This window comes from Streptomyces sp. NPDC001492, from assembly GCF_053597275.1.
This window is the reverse complement of the sequence record NZ_JBSFHW010000028.1, coordinates 1-19,188: the sequence shown is the minus strand read 5'-3', so window position 1 is coordinate 19,188 and position 19,188 is coordinate 1. Positions and strand designations below refer to the sequence as shown.

Genomic DNA, 19,188 nt, shown 5'->3' with positions numbered 1-19,188 from the left:
CGCTGGTCGGCGCACGGTCCAGCGACTCCACGCGCGGAGTCCACCCGGACGCCGTACAACCCGCGCTCAACCGGCCACACGGGAAACGTGGTCGTGTTCGCCCACCTCACCCCGAGCCGCTGAGCACCGCCGCCGCGATGGTGCGCGCGCAGGACAGTGACTCCGTGTGCGTGGTGTCCACCTCGACGTCGTACTCCACGTCCCGGTGGACCAGCTCCGCCTGCTGCTCGGCCATTCCTCGCACCCGGTCGCCCCGCGCGATCTCCCGGCCCGCGGCCACCGCGGCCTCGCAGCGCACGCCGACCCACAGGACGTCCAGACCGGCCAGCACCTTCCGCCACCTGTCCTGGGACTCGCCGCCGCCGAGGAACACTTCGTCGACGATGACCGGGGCGCCCGCACGGGCGGTCGCCGCGACGCCCTCCATCCACGCCGTCTCAAGCCGCCGGAACTCCGGTCCGACGCTCACCCCGCCGTCCGGCGCGACGAGCGAGGCCTGCAGGGACGCGGGCATCGAGTCGACCAGGGTGTCGATCGCGAACACCAGCCACGGTTCCCGCAGCACCTCCTGAAGACACCGCACGATCCCGGACTTGCCGGAGCTGGAGCCGCCGTTGAGCACGATCACCTGGGTCGCCATCGGGCCACCGTAGGGGAACGAGCGGAACGCTCCCCACCCGTTTTCGGGCTGCCCGTGACCAGGGCGTCGTAGACGATGGTGCCTGCACGGAACCCGGCGGGCGGCAGTGCCGAGGCCGCCACCACCTCACATCACGCCCCCGACGCGCACTGCGAACCCTCACACCCTCGGCGAGGCTCAGCTGAGGGCAGCGTTCCCCGCGGGAAACAGATGTGATGCTGCCGGGTAACACCGGCATCGCACGCTCCTGGACATGACCTCGAATACGCGTGTGGTGGTGATCGGCGCCGGCCTCGCGGGCGTCCGTCTCGCCCGGCGGCTCGGCGAACTCGGCACGCCCGTGACGCTGATCGGCGAGGAGGAGCACCGCCCGTACAACAGGGTGCTTCTCGCCGAGGTGCTGGCGGGACGGTACAGCCCCGAGGTGATCGCGCTGCCGGCTCCCGCGGAACTGACCCGCGCCCGGGTCACCGGCATCGACCGCGAGGAGCGGACCGTCGAGTGCGCGGACGGCTCGAAGATCGCATACGACACGCTGGTCCTGGCCACCGGCTCCAACCCGGTGCTCCCGCCCCTGCGCGGACTGTTCACCCCCGACCACGTGCTGCCCGAGGGCGTGCACGCGTTCCGGACCATGGACGACTGCCTGGGGCTGTCGAAGGCCGTACGGCCGGGAGTCAAGGCGGTCGTCATCGGCGGCGGGCTGCTCGGGGTCTCCGCGGCCCGCGCGCTCGCCCTGCGCGGCGCCCAGGTCGTCCTCGCCCAGCAGGGCGAGCGGCTCATGGAGCGCCAGCTCGACCCGAGCGCCTCGAAGCTGGTGCAGCGGCACCTGAAGGACCTCGGCGTCGAGATCCACACCGAGTGCCGGGTGCGCGACGTGCGCTGCGTGGGCGGCGCGGTCCGCTCGGTCGAGATGCACGACGGGTACGCCCTCGACGCGGACCTGGTGGTGCTCGCCTGCGGGGTGCACCCCCGTGTGGGCCTCGCGCAGATCGCCGGCCTCGACGTGCGCAAGGGGATCGTCGTCGACGACGAGCTGCGCACCTCCGACCCGCACATCCGGGCCATCGGCGACTGCGCCCAGCACGACGGCGAGGTGTACGGGCTGGCCACCCCGGCGCTCGAACAGGCGGAAGTCCTCGCCGAGTCGCTGTCCGGCCGCACGAGCGCCCGTTACACCGGCACCCGTGCGCTGACCCGGCTCACGCTCGCCGGGCACGACGCTCCCCTGGGAAGTTTCGACCTCGCCGCGTTCGGCGAGACGGAGGCCCGGCCCGGCGACGACGTCGTCCAGCTGGCCGACGCCACCCGTGGCACCTACCGCAAGGTCGTCGTCCGCGACGACCGCCTGGTCGGCGGGGTCCTCGTCGGCGAACTCGGCACCGTCGGCGCACTCGCCCGCGCCTGGGAGGGGGCAGAGCCGCTCCCCGCCGACGGTGCCCCTCTGCTCCACCTGCTCACCAACGATGGAGGCTCCTGATGTCCGCCACCCTGGGGGCTCCCCCCACGATCGTGCTCGTCGGCCATGGCATGGTCGGCCAGCGCTTCCTCGAAGCGCTCGCCGCGCGCGGCCTGACCGCCACGCACCGCGTGGTCGTGCTGTGCGAGGAGCCGCGTCCGGCGTACGACCGCGTGGCGCTCACCTCGTACTTCTCGGGCAGGACGCCCGAGGAGCTCTCCATGACCGACATGGAGTTCATCAACGACCACGGCATCGAGCTGTACGTCGGCGACCCGGCGGAGACCGTCGACCGTGAGGCGAAGAAGGTGACCGCGAAGTCCGGTCAGGTCTTCGAGTACGACACCCTCGTGCTGGCCACCGGCTCGTACCCCTTCGTGCCGCCGGTCCCGGGCAAGGACGCCGAGGGCTGTTTCGTCTACCGCACGATCGAGGACCTGCTCGCGATCGAGGAGTACGCGAGGACGAGGGCGACGACCGGTGCGGTGGTCGGCGGCGGTCTGCTCGGCCTTGAGGCGGCCGGTGCGCTGAAGGGTCTCGGACTCACCTCCCACATCGTGGAGTTCGCGCCGCGGCTGATGCCCGTCCAGGTCGACGAGGGTGGCGGCGCGGCCCTCCTGCGCACCATCGAGGAGATGGGCCTGAGTGTCCACACGGGCGTCGGCACCCAGGAGATCGTCGTCGGCGAGGACGGTGCCGTCACCGGCATGAAGCTCTCCGACGGCTCCGAACTCGCCACCGACCTGGTGGTGTTCTCCGCCGGTGTCCGCCCCCGCGACCAGCTGGCCCGCGACTGCGGTCTGACGGTCGGCGAGCGCGGCGGCATCACGGTCGACGAGCAGTGCCGCACGGTCTCCGACCCGCACGTCTTCGCGATCGGCGAGTGCGCGCTGGCCTCCGACGGCCGGGTGTACGGCCTGGTCGCCCCCGGTTACGAGCAGGCCGAGACGGCCGCCGCGACGATCGCCGAGGACGAGACCGAGCAATTGACGTTCACCGGCGCCGACCTCTCCACCAAGCTGAAGCTGCTCGGCGTGGACGTGGCGTCCTTCGGCGACGCACACGGCGCGACCGAGGACTGCCTGGACGTCGTCTACTCCGACTCCCGCGCCGGCCTGTACAAGAAGCTGGTCATCGGCCGGGACGGCACGCTGCTCGGCGGCATCCTGGTCGGCGACGCGGAGGCGTACGGCACGCTGAAGGCCTTCACCGGTTCGGTGCCGCCGGTCTCGCCCGAGTCGCTCGTGCTGCCGGCCGGGGCGGGCGAGTCGGCCCAGCTCGGCCCCACCGCGCTGCCGGACGACGCGATCATCTGCTCCTGCAACAACGTCCGCAAGGGCACCATCCGCGCCGCGGTCACCGACCACCGGTGCACCACCGTGCCCGAGGTGAAGAAGTGCACCAAGGCCGGTACGACGTGCGGCAGTTGCGTCAAGGTGCTGGGCCAGCTGGTCACGGCCGAGCTGGAGGCGTCCGGCGTCGAGGTCGACAAGGGCCTGTGCGGCTGCTTCTCGCAGACCCGCGAGGAGCTCTACGAGATCGTCCTCGCCCTGCGCCTCACCACCTACCAGGACCTGCTCGACCGCTACGGCCGCGACGAGGCCAGGGGCGGCGACGGCTGCGAGATCTGCAAGCCGGCCGTCGCCTCGATCATCGCCTCCCTCGCCCCGACGATCGGCGCGAGCGGCTATGTCCTGGACGGCGAGCAGGCCTCGCTGCAGGACAGCAACGACCACTTCCTCGCCAACCTGCAGAAGAACGGCTCGTACTCGGTCGTCCCGCGCATCCCCGGCGGTGAGATCACCCCCGAGGGCCTGATCGTGATCGGTGAGATCGCCCGTGACTTCGGTCTCTACACGAAGATCACCGGCGGCCAGCGGATCGACATGTTCGGCGCGCGGGTCGAGCAACTCCCGCTGATCTGGGCCCGGTTGGTGGACGCCGGCTTCGAGTCCGGCCACGCCTACGGAAAGGCCCTGCGCACCGTCAAGTCCTGCGTGGGCCAGACCTGGTGCCGCTACGGCGTCCAGGACTCCGTCCGCATGGCGATCGACCTGGAGCTGCGCTACCGGGGCCTCAGGTCCCCGCACAAGCTGAAGTCGGCGGTCTCCGGGTGCGCCCGCGAGTGCGCCGAGGCCCAGTCGAAGGACTTCGGTGTGATCGCCACCGCGGGCGGCTGGAACCTGTATGTCGGCGGCAACGGCGGGGCCACCCCGCGCCACGCCGACCTGCTCGCCCAGGACCTGTCGGACGCCGAGCTGATCAAGCTGATCGACCGTTTCCTGATGTTCTACATCCGCACCGCCGACCGCCTGGAGCGCACCTCGACCTGGCTGGAGCGCATCCCCGGCGGCCTGGACCACGTACGCGACGTGGTGGTGGAGGACTCCCTCGGCATCTGCGAGGAGCTGGAGTCCCTGATGGCGGACCACGTGGCGAACTACGCCGACGAGTGGGCGACCACCATCAACAACCCGGACAGGCTGGCCCGGTTCGTGTCCTTCGTGAACGCGCCCGACACCCCCGACCCGGTCGTCGGCTTCGTCCCGGAGCGCGACCAGATCAAGCCCGACCTGCCGCTGCTGTCCATCGGCATGCGCCCCTCTGAAGACCTCCTGGAAGGAAGCGCCCAGCGATGACCCTGGCACCCGAGACCACCGACCTGAAGGTCGAACTGCGGCTGGAGAACGACTGGTTCGCGGTCTGCGAACTGAACCAGCTGGTCCCCGGCCGCGGTGTGGCCGCGCTGCTGCCCGACGGCCGCCAGGCCGCCCTGTTCCGCGACCGCAACGGCGAGCTGTACGCCATCGACAACCGCGATCCCTTCGGTGGCGCGGCGGTCCTCTCCCGTGGCCTGACGGGCACCCACCAGGGCCGCCCGTTCGTCGCCTCGCCCCTGCTGAAGCAGCGGTTCGACCTGCTGACCGGACAGTGCCTGGACGACGAGTCGGTGCGGATCGCGACCTACGAGGTGCGCGCCTCCTGACGGACGCCCGGGCCGCTCAGGCGTCGTCGGGCAGCAAGCGGAACGCCTTGTGATGCGTGAGCGGCCGTAGGGCCCGGAAGTCTCGCCGGACGCCTACGCCGCCTCCAAGGCCGCCGTCACCGCGCTCAGCAGGGGCGCCGCCCTCGACCACATCCGCGACGGCGTCCGCATCAACGTGGTCAGCCCCGGCGCCACCGACACCCCGATGTCGCTGCGCCCCGGCGAGACGGAGGCGGACCGCGCCGAACGGGCCGGCGCCACACTGCCCCTCGGCCGCATCTGGGCCACGAAGGAGATTGCCGCGGCGGTCCTGTACCTGGCCTCGGACGAGGCGGCGTCGGTGGTGGGCACGGACCTGGTGGTGGACAGCGGGACGACGGCCTGACGCGGGACGGGCCCGGTCACACCTTCAACGCGTCGTACGTCACCCCGGTGAGCCGCTCGGACGCAGCCCAAAGCAGCTCCGCCGCCGTGTCGTTGAGCGTCCACGGCGCCCGCCAGGACGGGGCGGGCGCCCCGCGCCACATCATGAGGGACGGTCCGGTGAAGGAGTCCGGCCGCACCTGCGGCGCCGTGGCCGCGTACAGGACGGGCAGCGCGCCGGCCTCCGCCGACTGCGCGAAGACCCGGTTGCCCAGCTCCACCACCCGCCCGGCCAGCCTGCGCCCCTCCATACGGGGTGCGGCACCCTGCAGGTTGGTGGCCGCGTACCCGGGATGGGCCGCCGCGGCCACCACGTCCGCGCCGTGTGCCGCGAGCCGGCGCGCGAGTTCGTGGACGAAGAGCAGATTGGCGGTCTTGGACCGGGCGTACGCGATCCAACGCCGGTAGCGGCGCTCGCTGTTGAGGTCGTCGATGTCGATGTTGGCCACCGCGTGCATCCCACTGGAGACGCTCACGACACGGGCGCCGGACGTGTCGAGCAGCGTGGGCAGCAGCAGCCCGGTGAGCGCGAAGTGCCCGAGGTGGTTGACCCCGAACTGCGTCTCGAACCCGTCGGCCGTCGTCCCGTACGGCAGCGCCATCACTCCGGCGTTGTTCACGAGCAGGTCGAGATAGTCGTAGCGGTACGAGGCCGCGAACTCCCGTACGGAGCCGAGGTCCCCGAGGTCCAGCCGGGCGAACTCCGCGATGGCTCCGGGCACTTCGGCCACGATCCGGTCCGCCGCCGCGTTTCCCCGCACCTCGCTGCGGCACGCGAGCACCACCCGCGCCCCCTTGCGCGCCAGTTCCCGCGCGACGACGTAGCCGAGGCCGCTGTTGGCCCCGGTGACCACGGCGATGCGCCCGCTCTGGTCGGGGACGGCCTGCTCGTTCCAGCCGGACATGGACGGACTCCCTCCGCGTGCGGGTGCCTCCCAGCGTAGGAGAGGGGTCCGGGCCTGTCGTCCGTGGGGTTCGCCCCCCATCCGGTACAACTTTTTCCGCTGGGCACTCATCCAACAGAACACACACATCCACCCATTCGCCCGACGGAGGCGGATATGCCATGTTTGTTCACTCTCAGCGACGATCCCGACGCGGCATAGCCGCCCTCCTGTCCGCCGGCCTCCTGGGGCTCGCGGGCGCCGGAGCGGCATGGAGCGCGACGACGGCGACGGCGGCGCACGGACTGCGCACCTGTGCCGTGAGCGACCTCTACGTCTCCATGGGGCGCAAGGAGGGCGCGGCGGGCTCGGTGTACTGGCCGATCCGGTTCACCAACACCAGTGCGACAAGCTGCACCCTGCGCGGTTATCCAGGCGTCAGCGCCCTGGACCCGGCGCACCGGCAGATCGGCCCGGCGGCCACGCACAGCGGCCGGCCCTACGCCACCGTCGTACTCGCCCCCGCCCACACCGTCTCCGCGGTCATCCGCACGAGCAACGGCCCCATCGGCGGGCCCTGCCTGCGCACCGGCACCTATCTGCGGGTCTATCCCCCGGCCTCGTTCAACGCGGTCCTGGTCCCGGCTCCCTGGACGATCTGCTCCCACCTCTTCCAGGTCGGACCGGTGAACACCCAGGGCGCCCTGTGAGCAGCCCGAAGGGGCGGCACCTCCGCACAGGGTGTATGGCCGACTTCCTGACCTTGGAAGTCGGCCATACCGAGACGTCAGAGGGCACAGTCAGGGCACATCGTTCAGGACTGCCTCCATCATGTCGGCGGTCCGGTCCGCCTCCGCCTCCCACAGATGGGTGTATACGTTCAGCGTGATCGATGGCTTAGCGTGACCAAGCCTCATCTGCACTTGCTTCGGTGTCGCCCCGTTCTTGATCAGGACCGAGGCGTAGAAGTGCCGCAGATCGTGAAGGGTCGTGTCCTTGGGGACACGGGCCTTGCTGCCGGACTTTTGCAGGTAGGTGTTCGCCCGCTTGACGTTGCGGGCCCACACCTTCGCCCAGCTACCACGCCGGATCGCCCCTCCGGTCGCGCTGGTGTAGAGCAGGCGAGCGTGCCGCCACACGGGTTTTCTCGGGTTCGTCCGATCCTCGATATAGACGACCTGCGGCGGGAACTCCTTTCGATGCCTTGTGATCTCGTCCACGACCGAACGCCCTTGAGGAACAGACCGGTAGCTCTGCCTGGTCTTCGGCTCCCCGAAGTACGGCACCCCCTTGTCGGGACCGATCAGTTGCTGCTTGACTGTCACGGTCTCGGCAGGCTCTCCGTCCTCCAGGCCGAACAACTCGCCCTGACGCAGTCCGGTCGATGCAGCTTGCCGCACCAAGGCGCGATAGCGGGGAGACGCGGTCACGATCAGCGCCTTCACTGCCTCCGGGTGAAGCGGGTGGATCTCCGGATAGAAGACCTCGGGGGGCTTCAATCCCTCCCATGGGTACTTCGGAATGATCCCCTCTTGGTGGGCCATCTTCAGGATGCTGGTGCAGACGTTCCAGGGCGTCGCGAAGGTCGATGGTGCGATGACCTCAGACCTTTCTTTGATCCACTTCTGTCCGTCTGCCCGCCCAATCCGGCCGATCTCCCGACTGCCGAATGTCGGATAGACGTGCAGCCGTAGCGCCCGCTCAACGTTCGTCTCGGTCCGTTCACGGTGAATGGCGGTCTCCCGCCAGCGCTCAGCGATATCCCGGAACTTCTGCTTGCCCAGCTCGCGGTTCACGAACGTGCCGGCGTCGAGTTCCGCCTTCACTTTGGCGGCCCGGGAGTCCGCCGCTGTCTTCTTCTCGAAGTTCTCCTTGCACTGCTTGCCGGACAAGTCCCGGTAGCGCACCTGCCATCGCTGCCCTACGCCATGCTCAGCGCTGGGAAACACCGTCTGGGTCTTGGTGCTGTGCACCGCGCACGGCTCGGCGTCGGCCGGCGGGCGGGACAGGTGCCATCGGTCGTACACGTCAGCCATCAGTGCCTCTCCCCCCCAGAGCAAACCGAGTCAGCAGCGAAGTGGGGTTCGTGGGGTTGGTAGCCGTCCCGGGTCATGCTGCGCATCGGTCTCCAATCTCTTCAGCGTCGTACTTGTCAAGCGCTTGGGCGTCGTACAGGACATGTCGACCACGCCGGATGAAGCACTGCGGGCCGGTTCCGGCGTAACGCCAGTAGCGGACAGTTGAGGGCGACGTGCGGTAGCGCTCGGCGACTTCCGCAGTCGTCAAGTACCTCTTCATAACGTCCTTCCTGAAAAACCAGGCGTGGCGGCGCGCAGGGCGCCGCGTGCGTCCGAAGTGCGAATTTCTGCGTCATCGCGTCACGCACGTCATTTGTGGCCCTGACCTGCGGTTATGCGGTGACGCGGGCAGCTCGGGGCGTGTCAGAGGGCGAGGCGGGGGTCTGTCACCCGTGACGCGCATGACGGGCGGTGACGCGGGGTTTGGCCGTCTGCGTCACCGCTGTAGCTGCTGGTCAGCGACCGGTTTCGGGTGGCTGGTGACGTGGGTGACGCAGCGTCTCTTCTCTTAGGAAAGAGACGGGGTGGTGTCTGTGGTGGTGCCGCGCGGCTCAGGACGTGAAGAAGGAGCCGCGCAGCGGCACGTCTATGCGGCGGCACGCCGCCGGAACAACAAGAGGAGCACCCGGCGGCGGGCGGGGGTGCTCCTCTTGCTTGTCCGCGCCGCGCCGTGCGGTCAGAACGCCGCTTCCTGCTGGTGAGGGGTGAGCGCGGCGGCGCGAGTCATCTCGATGTAGCGGGCGGCGCTGGTGCGTCCCCAGTCGATGAGGACGCCGCGTGCGGCAAGGGTCGGCTGGAGGCGCTTGAGGCGGTCGGAGAGGACCTTGCCGGTGGTAGGCCAGCCCTTGGGCAGGGGACGGCATTCCTCGCCGCTGTAGAGGGTGGTGAGGCAGTGCAACCACTCCGAGGACGACATGCGGACTTCCGCCCCCTCGTCGAGGTCGGCGGCGTGCTTGAGGACCGTCTGCGCGAGCAGGTCACCTTCGATGACGTCGTCGTTGAGGTCATCGAGGCTGGCCCGGTACGCGGCCAGCGAGGCCCAGCCGGTAGCCGCGTCGAGCTGGGCGCACAGGTGGGCGAAGTCGGCCATGCGCAGGTCGGTGGGGGTCTCCGCCTGAGCGGCCCGCACCTTGACCGTCAGGTCGAGTAGGGAGCCGAGCACGACGGGGAGGATCTCCGCGTACTCCGCCCACAGCTCCGCCTCGGTGCGCCGCACCCTAGGCCGCACGAGGCGGAGCGGGAGGAGGCGTTCGGCGAGGTCGGGCCGGATGACGCCGACGTCGATACCGGTCAGCAGCATGGGGCGCCGGTAGCGGGAGCGGACGACGTCCCCGTCGGTGAACAGCGCGCGCTTGATGCTCTCCGCGCCGGTCACGATGCAGCACATGAGGTCGGACAGGTCCGGGGGCAGGTGGGAGAGGTTGTCCAGGGCGGTGACCCATCCGGCGGCAACGGCCGTGATCATGTTCTCCTCGTCCTTCGGGGCCCGGCGCAGGTCGCCGCTCATCCCCTCGATGACCCGCACGAGCATCCGGCCGCCGGTGGACTTGCCCGCTCCCTGCGGGCCGGTGAGGAAGGGCGCGGGGACGGGCACAGAGGGTTCCAGGCAGCCGATCAGCCAGGCCAGGGCCAGGCATTCGGTCTCGGCTCCGGCGAAGTTGCACAGGCCGAGCAGGAGGTCGATGCCCTTGCCGTTGGTGTCCTTGGCGGGCAGGGGCAGTTCCCCGGTGAGCTGGGTGCGCCGCCAGCAGACTTCCTGCGGGTCGGGGGTGCGGATGTCCCAGCCGGTGGGGTGGATGCGGACGGACTTTCCGTCGGTGCGGCCCAGGTCGAGCCAGGTCGCACCGTCGAACCCGGGCGCCACGCGGATGTGGGTGGGCTGTACGTCCTCGGTCAGGGCGAGTGCTTCGATCAAGTCGAGTGCCTCCTTGAGTGCCGTGCCGTTGAACACGCCGATGCCGTCCTTGAACAGGCCGACCATGAGTTCCTGGCGGTGGCTGCCGGTGGTGCCCTGGGAGCGGATCGGGCGGGCGACGGGGTGGCCGCTCTTCTGCGCGTAGACGGTGCCGTCGATGGTGCGGAAGTACCGGAAGTGCGCTTGCGCGTAGTCGGTGATGACCTTGCGGGCCGGGGTCTTCTCGTCGTCGTCGGACACGGTCACATCCCCAGTGCGGTGCGGGCGTTGGTCCACGCGTCGGTGCAGTGCCGGGCGGTTTCGCCCTTGGCCTGCGCGGCGGTGAACAGCCGGGCGACGTGGGCGTCGGTGAGGCAGCCGCACCGGCCGTGCGTGGAGAGCACGGCGAGGAACGTGCGGTAGACCGTGGCGTGGATGGCGCTGGTGGCCTCGGTGATGCGCTGCTCCGCCATGGCGATCCCACGGTCCAGGTAGGTGGGCGTGCGGTGTCGGCATTCTCCGCTTTTGCCCCCCAGAGGCACTGTGAGCGTCTGTGGCGCCCTGCGAGCCGTTGCCGGTTCCTTTACTGCCAGGGCACGGACAGCGTCCGGGAGAGCGGCCGTGGCGCCCACGCCCGGACCGAGCCAACGGGCGTACTGCATAAGGGACTTGATGTCCACGCCGGGCCGGACCGCGTTCGAGGACGGCATGGTGCCTCGGTAGATCCAGTGCTCACCGCGGGTGGTGCGCACGGTGCGGGTAGCGGGCAGGCTCGCACGCGCCCAGGCGATGGCGTCGGCGTTGTCGAGGTCGACGACGGTGAGGCCGGCGCCGCCGGGGTGGTAGGCGACCGCCGCCCCTTCCCGCCACGCCAGGGCCCACGTCGGCGAGTTGAGGACATGGGGGTCGAGGGTGGCGGCGGCCCAACCGTGGCAGGGCGCCGGGCAGGTGCAGGGCCCCGCAGTCTTCATGTTCGGCCGGCCGCCGCATGCGTTGTTCGCACAGGAGTGGCAGTTCCCGAACGGCAGCTTGCCCTTGCGCAACGGCAGCACCGGCAGACCAGCCGCCGCGAGTTCGAGCGCGGTGCGCAGGTGCTCGCTCACGCCGCCACCTCCAACGTGGGCGTCAGGGTGTCGAGGAAGGCGCGGCCGATCCACTCGGTGTAGACGGGGGGCAGTGCCTCGCGCAGTCGGAGGTGATCGATGGACCAGTCGATGCCCTTGGCCGACCGGATCTCCTCGACGGTGGCCTTGCCGCCGCCCTGCCTGTAGGCGGCCACGTACGGGCCGTCGCGGTACTCGCCGTGGCGCCAACCCCGCACATAGCCTCGGTGCCTAGGGTGCGCGGGCTGCTTGGCCGTCCAGCGGCCGAGTTCGAAGTAGCGGTGCATCAGCACGGCGAGGCCGAACTGTTCCCCGCACAGGCGGATGTCCTTGCGGACCTCGGAGCCCGGCACGTTCTCCATGACCCACGGCCGGCCGGTCGCCTCCAGCGCCGCGCGGGTGGGGACGATCAGCCGGGGATAGGTGCGGCCGATCGCCGCGTTCCTGGCCCGGTTGGTGCCCTTGGTGGGGGCGCCCTCTCCCTGGCAGGGCGGGGATGCGTGAATGAGGTCGTACTCGTGGCCGTGGGAGCGGATGAACTCGATGGCGTCGCCCTGGTGGAAGGCGTCGCCCGGATAGTCCGGCTGTGCCTGAAGGTCGACGCCGGTGATGTGGCAGTTGCCGAACGCGCGCCGGTAGCCGGTGGTGGCGCCCCCGATGCAGCAGAAGGCGTCCAACACCTTGAGGGGTTCGAGCAGGGTGAGCAGTCGCCCGATGACGAGACGATGGGTCATGCTGGAGGTCTCCAGTTCCTTGACGGGTTCTGGCTGGACAAGGGCGACCCCGGTTCTTGGCGGAATGGGGGGTCGCCCTTGGCGTAGCTAGAAGGGCGGTTCGCTGTTGTGGTCGCCCGGCTCCCACGGGTCACGGCCGTCGTCGGGGCGACGCATCCACCGGGGCCGGTGCGGGAGGCGCAGTAGGAGCCACCGACGGTTTTCGTTCCAGCAGCCGCAGGGCTCCCAGTCGGTATCGGCGTACTCGCCGTTGTGGTCGCCGTAGTCGTACTCGAACCCGCCCTCGCCGTCGCAGTCGCGGCAGTCGGGACGGGGCGTATCGGTCAGATACAGGCCGGGGCGGTAGAGGCCGGGGCGCGGCCAGTTGTGGCGTTCGATGCGCAGTCGGATCACGGGTGTTGGCCTCCTCAGCCGTTGAAGTGGTTGCGCTTGAAGATCGCTTTGCGGATGTGGAAGGTGTTGCCGCTCTTGCTGTCGCCGGTGGGCTTGAAGATCTGCACGGCGACGTATCCGCCGAAGATCACGGCGGCGAGAGTGATGAGCTGAGTGATCAGCGCCGTGAGGGCGGTGATGAACGTGGTGAGCAGGAGCAGTCCGCCGCACACGGCGAGGAACCCCACGCCCCCGAGGGCGACGTTGACGGCCGCGCGGGAGACGGGCGGCTTGATGGTCACGGGTTCGGGCTGCACGGGGCTCATGGCGTAGCCGGTGACGACGCGGCCGTCGGGCAGGACGATGCTCGCCACCGCCGGAACGGTGCCCGGCTGGACCGGCGCCAGGGGTGCCGGCGTCACGGCGGCGGGGGTGATGGGGGTGGGGTGGTGGACTTCCACGGCCCGCTGGGCGGGCGCGTGGCGAGCGTGCTCGGGGTACATGCGGAATCCCTTCCGGCGCGGGTTCAGGGAGGCGGAGACACCCCCTTCTGGGGGTGCTGCGGAGGGGGTTTCGGGGGTCTGACCTGGGGTGCCTCCCTGCCTCCCTGAACGATCATTTGTGCAGGTCAAGGCCAGGGAGGCGGAGCAGGGAGGGTTTCAGGGAGTTCTCCCTGCCTCCCTGCCCCGCCGGGGCTTGCCTCCCTGTCAGTTGGGGGCGGAAGCGGAATCCTCGTCGTCGCGGTTGGCGAGGGCGCGGGTGAGGCGGTCGCGGCCGACGACCATGACGCCGTCGGACTTGTACGGCTCGGCTCCGGTGCCGTCGAGGACGCGCTTGAGGTCGAGGAAGGACCACTTGCCGTAGGCGTCCGGGTGGAGTGTGCCGAGCCGGGCCAGGACGTCCTTCGTGCGCACCCGCTCGGCAGTGCTGACCACGGACGCGATGTCGGTGAGCGGGTCGCGCTCCTCGCCCTTCTCGATGGCGTGCAGGGTGGTGACGCCGTCGCGCAGGGCCTTGGCGCGGTCGGTGATGGCTGTGGCCGCGTCGTCGTCGATGTAGTGCGTGCGCACTGTGATGGACGACTGTCCGGCGGGGATGGCGATGCCGTCGGAGGCGACGACCAGGGTTCCCCGGTCAAGGCCCGGACGCAGCAGGTTCGGCGCGGCCCCGCCGTCGACCGCCTTGTCTCCCAGCGCCATGCGGGCCTGCGATTCGGTGCCCAGGGCGAGGGATGCGCGGGTGTGGGCGCCCTCGCGGACCAGCTTGGGCAGGTTCTCGTTGGTGGGGTCCTGGGTGCCCTGCCACATCAGGACGTTCACGGCCCGCCCCTGGTTGTGGATCTTGCGGACAGCCATGAAGTACCGGGAGTTGGCCTTGGAGCCGCCGTAGGGGCGCTTCTCCTCGTCCTTGGCCGGGCACATGAACGCGACCTGCGCCTCGTCGACCAGCACGATCAGCGGCGGGAAAGTGGTGCCGGGCGGGGCCTGAATGCGGCGGTTCATCTCGTCCACCGCGCCCTCGACCATCTCGGTCACCTGGATGACGTGCTCATCGGTCGGCCCCTGGATGAGCGTGGTGGCGAGGCCGTCGAACATGGCCCAGTCGCCCACACCCTTGAGGTCGCCCATGAGGAACTGCACCGACTTGTCCAACGACAGCCACAGCGCCAGCGAGCGCAGGGCGACGGTCTTGCCCTGGTTGGACAGGCCGGTGATGAGCAGGTGGCGCTGATACAGGCTCAGGGCTGCCGCGTCGCCGCGCAGGTCCTGTCCCCAGGGGGCGCGGCCCTTGGCGTAGTCGGCGGTCAGGGTCTCGTCGGTGACCAGCGGGGACGGGCCGATCGGCTCATCCAGCGCACCGGAGTCGGCGATCCACAGCCGCACCGTGCGGGCGGCCTGCGGGATGGTGATGAACACTTCGTGCTCGTGCCGGGTGAGGTTCTCCGCCAGCTTCCGGCGCCGGTTCTGCACCTCGATCGTCGACACCCCGGAGGGGAGGGTGACGTCGACCTCAACGCCGCATCCGGCGATCCGGATCGGTCCGAGCATGGAGGCGCCGGCGTCGCCCATCTCCGTGATGGCCTTGCGCAGGGCGGGGATGCCCAGGTCGCGCAGGGCCTTGACGACGATGGACGGGGTGATGGGCTCGCCCTCGCCGCCCCGGACGTTGGCGGGCAGGGCCCACGCGGGTGCGGCTTGCTGCTTGCTGCCGACCGCCCACAGGGCGAGCAGGGCCAGCAGCGGGCCGATCGTGAGGGCGGGGCCCCACACGATCTGCACGATCCGGATGAGCAGGCCGATGAACTCGATCGTGGCGGCGAGCGGGGTGACGACATCGGTGACGTCGTGGTTGTTGATCGCCATGACCACCCCGAGGGCGACCAGCACGCCGATGCTCATGCCGACGCCGACCCCCACGCCCTTGGCGACGTCCAGCGGGGAGTGGAGCAGGTCCATGCGGCGGCGGTGGCGGGCGTCGCGGAAGCGCTGAAGGCGCTCCTCCCACTCTTCGGCCACCTCGTAGTTCCCCGCGGCCTCAGCGGCCCGCAGCATGCGTTCGTAGCGGGAACCGGTGCGGCCGTCCCAGGTGCGGCGGGCCACGATCCGGCCCCCGTTGAACGTGTACAGGCCGTGGCGGGCAACCGCGCGAACGGTGGTCTTGGTGGTCTCGTGGGTGACGACCGTGCGCACGGCCCGGCCGGAGCGCACCCACAACGGCACCGGCTTGACCGGGGCGGGCTCGGGGACCACGGTCAGCGTGGTCACGCTCGCCGATGCGGCTCCGGCGGGGGCCGGTTCGGGGTTCTTGTGCAGGTGAACGACGTTCTCGGACATGCTTGGGGTGCTCCTGACTGCCCCGATCGGGGCGGGAGTTGAAGAAGAAGCGCCGGGGCGGTCGGGTCCGTGGCAGGGACGGCCGCCCCGGCGGCCAGGACGTGCGGGCCGTGCCTCACACGGTGGGAAGCGCGCCCGCGGGCGCGGTCACCACCAGCAGGACGGCTTCTTGGGCACGAGGTAGAGGGGTGCCAAATCGTTCGAGTGAACGTACGTGCCCGGAAGGTCAGTTGGGCGATGAGCTGGGCAGTCGTCCGGGCGGGCTGGTGCTCCTCCCGACGGGACGGCACGCCGGATGCCCGAGATGAACCCTCGCCCGCTCGAACTCAAAGAAAGCGAGCCTTGATCGCCATGAAGAAGATGCTTGCGGTTGCCGCCATTGCCTGTGCAGTCGTCCTGAGCGGAGCGGGCCTCGCCACCGCCGATGCCAATGGCGAGGCAAAGAACTCCCCCGGCATTGTGGCCGGCAACCTGATTCAGGCCCCGGTCCATGTCCCCGTCAATGCCACGGGCGCCCTCAACGTCGTCGGCATCCTGAACCCGACCTTCAGCTACGAGGACTTCAACAGCTGAACTGACCGGACAGGCTGAACGGAGCCCCATGGGCCTTCGCATGTCCGGTTGAGCGTGGGCGGTCGGTCTCTCCTCCCCGGCCGCCCACACATGGTGACCCGGTCAGGACTCGTAGGGGGATGGTCACCACCAGCGGGACGGCTTCTTGGGCACGAGGTAGGGGCAGCCGTTGTGCATGTGGTCCAGGCACGGCTGGCAGTCCTCGCGGGGCTTGAGCTTGCGGTGGATGCTCCGGTCGTAGGCGTGCTGCCAGCACTGCGGGCACTCGCCCGGAGGCGTCTCCCGAGCGGCCATGGTCACCACCGCCCCGTCGACTTCTTGGCGGCCTTGTCGTTCGCGGCCTGGGTGACGACGCGCTGCCGCTCCATCTGCAACGCGGTCAGCTCAGCGGTCAGCCGCATGTTCACGGCGTTCCAGACGTTTTCCAGAGAGCGTTCCGCACGGTCGCCGCTCTTGCCGCGGGCGACCCGGTAGGAGCCGCCGATCATGGCCTTGGCGATCTGGCGCCGTTCCTGGCCGGTCAGCGGCCACATTTCCTCGTTCTGCACTGCTTCGATCTTGCGCTGTGTGCGCTGGATCTCTTTGTCCAGGCGGCGAGTGTTGGGCTTGCCCATGGTCAAGCACTCCTGAGAGAAGGGGAGTTGTCGGGGAAGGCGCAGGTCACGCACATGCCGAGCGAGGGCGGGATGACGTATCCGGCATCCCGGCGGCACTCGGGGCAGGTGCGGCGCGCGGTGTTGGCCTTGGCCAAAGCGGCCCACCGTGCCGGCGTCATCGGGCGGACCGGTTTGGCCAGGTCGACGCGGTACAGGTAGGCGACCAGCGGACCCCGGCGGCGGCGCGGCCGCTCCAACTGAGCGGCCACGTCCTGACCACCGGGGCGCAGGTCGAGCGCGCGGAGCTGGCGACGGGTGGCGTAGCCGTCCGGGGCCAGGCGCCACCGGAACACCGGAAGCGCACCCATCAGGGCGTCGGCACGGCCGTAGCGGCGCGTTCGGCGAGCAGCGCGTCACGCAGCTTGCGGGCGTTGGCCGGCGAGGTGTGGATCGCGCGGCGGATGCCCTCAGCGGTCACCTTCGCGTCCGGCAGGCCTGCGGTCGCCGACCGTGCCTCAGCAAGCAACTGATCGGGGGTGCGCTTGGGCCGGGGCGATCGGGCAGCGTCGGGAACCCGACCGGTCACCCCACGCGGCGGAGTCGATCCCGCCGCCACGCTCCGCCGAGCCGGGGCGGCGATCGGTGCCGGGGGCGGGGCGGGGATGGCGGGCATCGGCTTGAGCGGAAGAATCGACTTCCCGAGGTCGACCGCGAACGGTTCCGGCACCGGAAGCCGGGTCAGGATCACCGAGGGTGCCGGGGTCGATTCCTCCAGGTCAGCCGTAGACCGTTTCCCGATGGTATCGGTTGATTCCTCCGCATTCGCGGATGCGGCGAGTGCCGGGGTGGTGGGGGTGCCGAACATCGACGCGAGGGCGGCATCGGCGCCCTCCGTGACCCGATCCCGCTGGACATCGAGCAGCCTCGATCCCAGCGCCGTGTCCCCGACGCCGATCCTGCGGGCCAGCCGCCACGACTTGCGCTCCGACGACTTCCTGACCCACTCGGTCGGGTGCTGAGCGGCGCGGGCGCGGTGGTAGGCCAGAGCCTGCACGAGGTCGGCGGTGTGCCGCTCGTGCTCCGCGTCGCGGCCGTCGGTGTGCACCACGATCCGCCGGGCGAGGAACGCCATGCCCTCAGCGGAGACGGACATACCCATCGGGGTCAGGGCGTAGATGACGGTGCGGGCGGGGTCGGGTGCGGCCATGGCGCCCATGACGGACGCGGCGGCGGGCAGCGCCCACAGACCGGCCCGTACGACGCGCGGGGAGGACTGGCCCAGCATGGTCAAGCCGAGCAGGACCAGGGCGAGCACGGCGGTAGCACCCTCACCCGCACCGAGCGCCCCGAGCGCGGTGCCACGGCCGTAGGCGTGGCCGATGTTGCTGTACGTACCGATGCCGCCGATCACGCCGGTGGCGAGCATCGGCACGAACGCGGCCGTCAGCACCCCGATCTGAACCTTCGTCAGCTCGTTCCGGTTCACCAGGCACCCCCGGCGGTGAGCAGGAGGGCCAGCACGAGCAGGGCACCGCCAGTCAGGGTCAGGTCGACCGCGCGGCGAAGACCGGTGAACTTGACCACCGCGAGCCGGGACAGTCCGGCGACGTCGGCAGCAAGGTCGATGTTGTTGACGGTGGCGGTGATCTCCTCGGCGGTCAAGGTGGCCCACAGCGGGAAGCCGTGCCGGCCCCGCAGGTTGGGACGCACCGACCGCAGCAGCAGACCGGCCGCCGCGACCAACATCGCCATCGCGGCGCCGCCCGCTACATAGGCAGGCATGTTCAGGGGCAGGTCGCGGGCGATGGACCAGGCTCCGGCCAGCACCGCGCCGACGAACGCCAGCAACAGCGCGACCTTGTTGTCGGTCCGCGCGATCTCCGCCTTCACCTCAGCGTGCGCGGCCGTCAGCTTCTGATCGGTGGTGCTCATGCCGCACCGCCCGTCGCGCCGGAGGTGCGGTTGGCCAGCGCCTTTCGTTCGGCCAGCACCCGGCGGCGGGCGCGGCGGATGCGCCGGGCGTCCAGCTCACTCGGGGTGCGGTCCAGGGTGATGATCACGGCGTCGAGCAGGTCGACGTCCGCGAGGATCACGGGCATCTCCTGCTCGATCGCGTCCAGCTCCGCATCCGTCGGCTCCATGAAGTCGGCGAACGCGGTAACAACGTCCTGAACAGTGACGATGTGGTTCATTGGGTCGTGGTCTCCCTAGCAGGTGGAACGGCCCGAACAGCGCCCCCGGTGTTCCAGCACCGGGGGCGCGCGCCGTTCATGAGTCGTGTGGGTGAGGTCAGCCGCGCTTGGACGTGCGGCCGTAAGCGGCGTCCAGCTCCGCCGTGACGTCCTTGCACTTGCCGGACACAATGCGGTCGTAGACCTGCTGGCCCTTCCTCACGCTCTTCGGGCTGGTCAGGTCGGTTGACTGCTGCGTCTTCTTGCCGAACATGCAGAGCTCCTGACGTGGTCGTAGGTGATGGAGACCGGCCGGACGAACCGGCCCCGGCTCCCCGCGCTCCCGCCCGTCCGCCCCTCGCACTGTGCGAGGGGGGGACGGGCGGGGGGGGCAGCCGGCCGCCGCGGCAGGCGCGGCGAAACCAGGAAGCGGGAGATCGG

The 19,188-nt window shown here is 70.2% G+C and carries 22 protein-coding genes and 1 pseudogene; 6 read left to right on the top strand and 17 right to left on the bottom strand.

Annotation, left to right across the window (positions count from 1 at the left end; genetic code table 11):
• Positions 1-106 precede the first annotated feature (106 nt).
• Positions 107-640, bottom strand: a complete 534-nt coding sequence (cpt, locus tag ACWC1K_RS31000; RefSeq protein ID WP_450836266.1) for a chloramphenicol phosphotransferase CPT — start codon at positions 638-640, stop codon at positions 107-109.
• 253 nt (positions 641-893) lie between these two features.
• Between cpt and ACWC1K_RS30995 the strand changes: the two genes are divergently transcribed.
• The 4 genes and pseudogenes from ACWC1K_RS30995 to ACWC1K_RS30980 form a co-directional block, all read left to right on the top strand.
• The gene (locus ACWC1K_RS30995; protein WP_450836265.1) at positions 894-2,120 is read left to right on the top strand and encodes an NAD(P)/FAD-dependent oxidoreductase; all 1,227 of its coding nucleotides are present in this window, start codon (positions 894-896) and stop codon (positions 2,118-2,120) included.
• Entirely contained in the window at positions 2,120-4,738 is a 2,619-nt protein-coding gene (nirB, locus tag ACWC1K_RS30990; RefSeq protein WP_450836264.1) for a nitrite reductase large subunit NirB, read from the top strand. Before ACWC1K_RS30995 ends, nirB begins: the two co-directional genes overlap by 1 nt.
• On the top strand, positions 4,735-5,085 hold the full coding sequence (gene nirD, locus ACWC1K_RS30985; RefSeq protein WP_450836263.1) for a nitrite reductase small subunit NirD: 351 nt from the start codon (positions 4,735-4,737) through the stop codon (positions 5,083-5,085). The genes nirB and nirD overlap by 4 nt, the downstream gene beginning before the upstream one ends.
• A gap of 91 nt (positions 5,086-5,176) precedes the next feature.
• Positions 5,177-5,470, top strand: a pseudogene (locus ACWC1K_RS30980) (SDR family NAD(P)-dependent oxidoreductase); the annotation flags it as partial.
• 16 nt (positions 5,471-5,486) lie between these two features.
• Here ACWC1K_RS30980 and ACWC1K_RS30975 read toward each other — a convergent pair.
• Positions 5,487-6,413 carry an oxidoreductase gene (locus tag ACWC1K_RS30975; RefSeq protein ID WP_450836262.1) on the bottom strand — a complete coding sequence of 309 codons (927 nt, stop codon included), beginning with the start codon at positions 6,411-6,413 and terminating at the stop codon, positions 5,487-5,489.
• A 161-nt stretch (positions 6,414-6,574) separates the two neighbouring features.
• Here ACWC1K_RS30975 and ACWC1K_RS30970 point away from each other — a divergent pair, with 161 nt between their 5' ends.
• Positions 6,575-7,102, top strand: a complete 528-nt coding sequence (locus ACWC1K_RS30970) for a DUF4232 domain-containing protein (RefSeq protein WP_450836261.1) — start codon at positions 6,575-6,577, stop codon at positions 7,100-7,102.
• Positions 7,103-7,192: 90 nt separating this feature from the next.
• Here the strand turns inward: ACWC1K_RS30970 and ACWC1K_RS30965 are convergent, their stop codons facing one another.
• From ACWC1K_RS30965 to ACWC1K_RS30930, 8 genes are all read right to left on the bottom strand, one after another.
• The gene (locus ACWC1K_RS30965; RefSeq protein ID WP_450836260.1) at positions 7,193-8,428 is read right to left on the bottom strand and encodes a tyrosine-type recombinase/integrase; all 1,236 of its coding nucleotides are present in this window, start codon (positions 8,426-8,428) and stop codon (positions 7,193-7,195) included.
• Between the two features lie 73 nt (positions 8,429-8,501).
• Positions 8,502-8,690 (bottom strand): helix-turn-helix domain-containing protein, encoded by a 189-nt coding sequence (locus tag ACWC1K_RS30960; RefSeq protein ID WP_450836259.1) that lies wholly within the window; start codon positions 8,688-8,690, stop codon positions 8,502-8,504.
• Positions 8,691-9,146: 456 nt separating this feature from the next.
• Positions 9,147-10,631: an ATP-binding protein gene (locus tag ACWC1K_RS30955; RefSeq protein WP_450836258.1), complete on the bottom strand. Its 1,485-nt coding sequence runs from the start codon at positions 10,629-10,631 to the stop codon at positions 9,147-9,149.
• The gene (locus tag ACWC1K_RS30950; protein WP_450836257.1) at positions 10,628-11,467 is read right to left on the bottom strand and encodes a bifunctional DNA primase/polymerase; all 840 of its coding nucleotides are present in this window, start codon (positions 11,465-11,467) and stop codon (positions 10,628-10,630) included. Before ACWC1K_RS30950 ends, ACWC1K_RS30955 begins: the two co-directional genes overlap by 4 nt.
• A complete protein-coding gene (locus ACWC1K_RS30945) occupies positions 11,464-12,201 on the bottom strand; it encodes a DNA methylase (RefSeq protein ID WP_450836256.1) in 738 nt (245 codons plus the stop codon). The genes ACWC1K_RS30950 and ACWC1K_RS30945 overlap by 4 nt, the downstream gene beginning before the upstream one ends.
• 87 nt (positions 12,202-12,288) lie before the next feature.
• Entirely contained in the window at positions 12,289-12,594 is a 306-nt protein-coding gene (locus ACWC1K_RS30940; protein ID WP_450836255.1) for a hypothetical protein, read from the bottom strand.
• Between the two features lie 14 nt (positions 12,595-12,608).
• Positions 12,609-13,076: a hypothetical protein gene (locus ACWC1K_RS30935; RefSeq protein WP_450836254.1), complete on the bottom strand. Its 468-nt coding sequence runs from the start codon at positions 13,074-13,076 to the stop codon at positions 12,609-12,611.
• Positions 13,077-13,280: 204 nt separating this feature from the next.
• On the bottom strand, positions 13,281-15,407 hold the full coding sequence (locus ACWC1K_RS30930) for an FtsK/SpoIIIE domain-containing protein (RefSeq protein ID WP_450836253.1): 2,127 nt from the start codon (positions 15,405-15,407) through the stop codon (positions 13,281-13,283).
• Between the two features lie 351 nt (positions 15,408-15,758).
• Here ACWC1K_RS30930 and ACWC1K_RS30925 point away from each other — a divergent pair, with 351 nt between their 5' ends.
• Positions 15,759-15,980, top strand: coding sequence for a chaplin (locus ACWC1K_RS30925; protein WP_450836346.1), 222 nt, complete (start codon positions 15,759-15,761; stop codon positions 15,978-15,980).
• Positions 15,981-16,103: 123 nt separating this feature from the next.
• Here the strand turns inward: ACWC1K_RS30925 and ACWC1K_RS30920 are convergent, their stop codons facing one another.
• The 7 genes from ACWC1K_RS30920 to ACWC1K_RS30890 all read right to left on the bottom strand — a co-directional run bounded on the left by ACWC1K_RS30920 (position 16,104) and on the right by ACWC1K_RS30890 (position 19,021).
• A complete protein-coding gene (locus ACWC1K_RS30920) occupies positions 16,104-16,274 on the bottom strand; it encodes a pRL2-8 (RefSeq protein ID WP_450836252.1) in 171 nt (56 codons plus the stop codon).
• 2 nt (positions 16,275-16,276) lie between these two features.
• Positions 16,277-16,594 (bottom strand): hypothetical protein, encoded by a 318-nt coding sequence (locus ACWC1K_RS30915; RefSeq protein ID WP_450836251.1) that lies wholly within the window; start codon positions 16,592-16,594, stop codon positions 16,277-16,279.
• Positions 16,595-16,596: 2 nt separating this feature from the next.
• Complete coding sequence (locus tag ACWC1K_RS30910; RefSeq protein WP_450695990.1) at positions 16,597-16,944, bottom strand: RRQRL motif-containing zinc-binding protein; 348 nt, start codon at positions 16,942-16,944, stop codon at positions 16,597-16,599.
• Positions 16,944-18,002 (bottom strand): conjugal transfer protein, encoded by a 1,059-nt coding sequence (locus tag ACWC1K_RS30905; RefSeq protein ID WP_450836345.1) that lies wholly within the window; start codon positions 18,000-18,002, stop codon positions 16,944-16,946. The genes ACWC1K_RS30910 and ACWC1K_RS30905 overlap by 1 nt, the downstream gene beginning before the upstream one ends.
• Positions 18,003-18,058: 56 nt before the next feature.
• A complete protein-coding gene (locus tag ACWC1K_RS30900; RefSeq protein ID WP_450836250.1) occupies positions 18,059-18,508 on the bottom strand; it encodes a Pycsar system effector family protein in 450 nt (149 codons plus the stop codon).
• Positions 18,505-18,768, bottom strand: coding sequence for a DUF6284 family protein (locus tag ACWC1K_RS30895; protein WP_450836249.1), 264 nt, complete (start codon positions 18,766-18,768; stop codon positions 18,505-18,507). The genes ACWC1K_RS30900 and ACWC1K_RS30895 overlap by 4 nt, the downstream gene beginning before the upstream one ends.
• Before the next feature lie 97 nt (positions 18,769-18,865).
• On the bottom strand, positions 18,866-19,021 hold the full coding sequence (locus ACWC1K_RS30890) for a hypothetical protein (RefSeq protein ID WP_450836248.1): 156 nt from the start codon (positions 19,019-19,021) through the stop codon (positions 18,866-18,868).
• Between the last annotated feature and the right edge of the window lie 167 nt (positions 19,022-19,188).

Coding starts and splice junctions, on each gene's coding strand:
- cpt (WP_450836266.1), bottom strand. CDS start 640: ATGGCGACCCAGGTGATCGTGCTCAACGGCGGCTCCAGCTCCGGCAAG.
- ACWC1K_RS30995 (WP_450836265.1), top strand. CDS start 894: ATGACCTCGAATACGCGTGTGGTGGTGATCGGCGCCGGCCTCGCGGGC.
- nirB (WP_450836264.1), top strand. CDS start 2,120: ATGTCCGCCACCCTGGGGGCTCCCCCCACGATCGTGCTCGTCGGCCAT.
- nirD (WP_450836263.1), top strand. CDS start 4,735: ATGACCCTGGCACCCGAGACCACCGACCTGAAGGTCGAACTGCGGCTG.
- ACWC1K_RS30975 (WP_450836262.1), bottom strand. CDS start 6,413: ATGTCCGGCTGGAACGAGCAGGCCGTCCCCGACCAGAGCGGGCGCATC.
- ACWC1K_RS30970 (WP_450836261.1), top strand. CDS start 6,575: ATGTTTGTTCACTCTCAGCGACGATCCCGACGCGGCATAGCCGCCCTC.
- ACWC1K_RS30965 (WP_450836260.1), bottom strand. CDS start 8,428: ATGGCTGACGTGTACGACCGATGGCACCTGTCCCGCCCGCCGGCCGAC.
- ACWC1K_RS30960 (WP_450836259.1), bottom strand. CDS start 8,690: ATGAAGAGGTACTTGACGACTGCGGAAGTCGCCGAGCGCTACCGCACG.
- ACWC1K_RS30945 (WP_450836256.1), bottom strand. CDS start 12,201: ATGACCCATCGTCTCGTCATCGGGCGACTGCTCACCCTGCTCGAACCC.
- ACWC1K_RS30935 (WP_450836254.1), bottom strand. CDS start 13,076: ATGTACCCCGAGCACGCTCGCCACGCGCCCGCCCAGCGGGCCGTGGAA.
- ACWC1K_RS30930 (WP_450836253.1), bottom strand. CDS start 15,407: ATGTCCGAGAACGTCGTTCACCTGCACAAGAACCCCGAACCGGCCCCC.
- ACWC1K_RS30925 (WP_450836346.1), top strand. CDS start 15,759: ATGAAGAAGATGCTTGCGGTTGCCGCCATTGCCTGTGCAGTCGTCCTG.
- ACWC1K_RS30920 (WP_450836252.1), bottom strand. CDS start 16,274: ATGGCCGCTCGGGAGACGCCTCCGGGCGAGTGCCCGCAGTGCTGGCAG.
- ACWC1K_RS30915 (WP_450836251.1), bottom strand. CDS start 16,594: ATGGGCAAGCCCAACACTCGCCGCCTGGACAAAGAGATCCAGCGCACA.
- ACWC1K_RS30910 (WP_450695990.1), bottom strand. CDS start 16,944: ATGGGTGCGCTTCCGGTGTTCCGGTGGCGCCTGGCCCCGGACGGCTAC.
- ACWC1K_RS30905 (WP_450836345.1), bottom strand. CDS start 18,002: ATGCTCGCCACCGGCGTGATCGGCGGCATCGGTACGTACAGCAACATC.
- ACWC1K_RS30900 (WP_450836250.1), bottom strand. CDS start 18,508: ATGAGCACCACCGATCAGAAGCTGACGGCCGCGCACGCTGAGGTGAAG.
- ACWC1K_RS30895 (WP_450836249.1), bottom strand. CDS start 18,768: ATGAACCACATCGTCACTGTTCAGGACGTTGTTACCGCGTTCGCCGAC.
- ACWC1K_RS30890 (WP_450836248.1), bottom strand. CDS start 19,021: ATGTTCGGCAAGAAGACGCAGCAGTCAACCGACCTGACCAGCCCGAAG.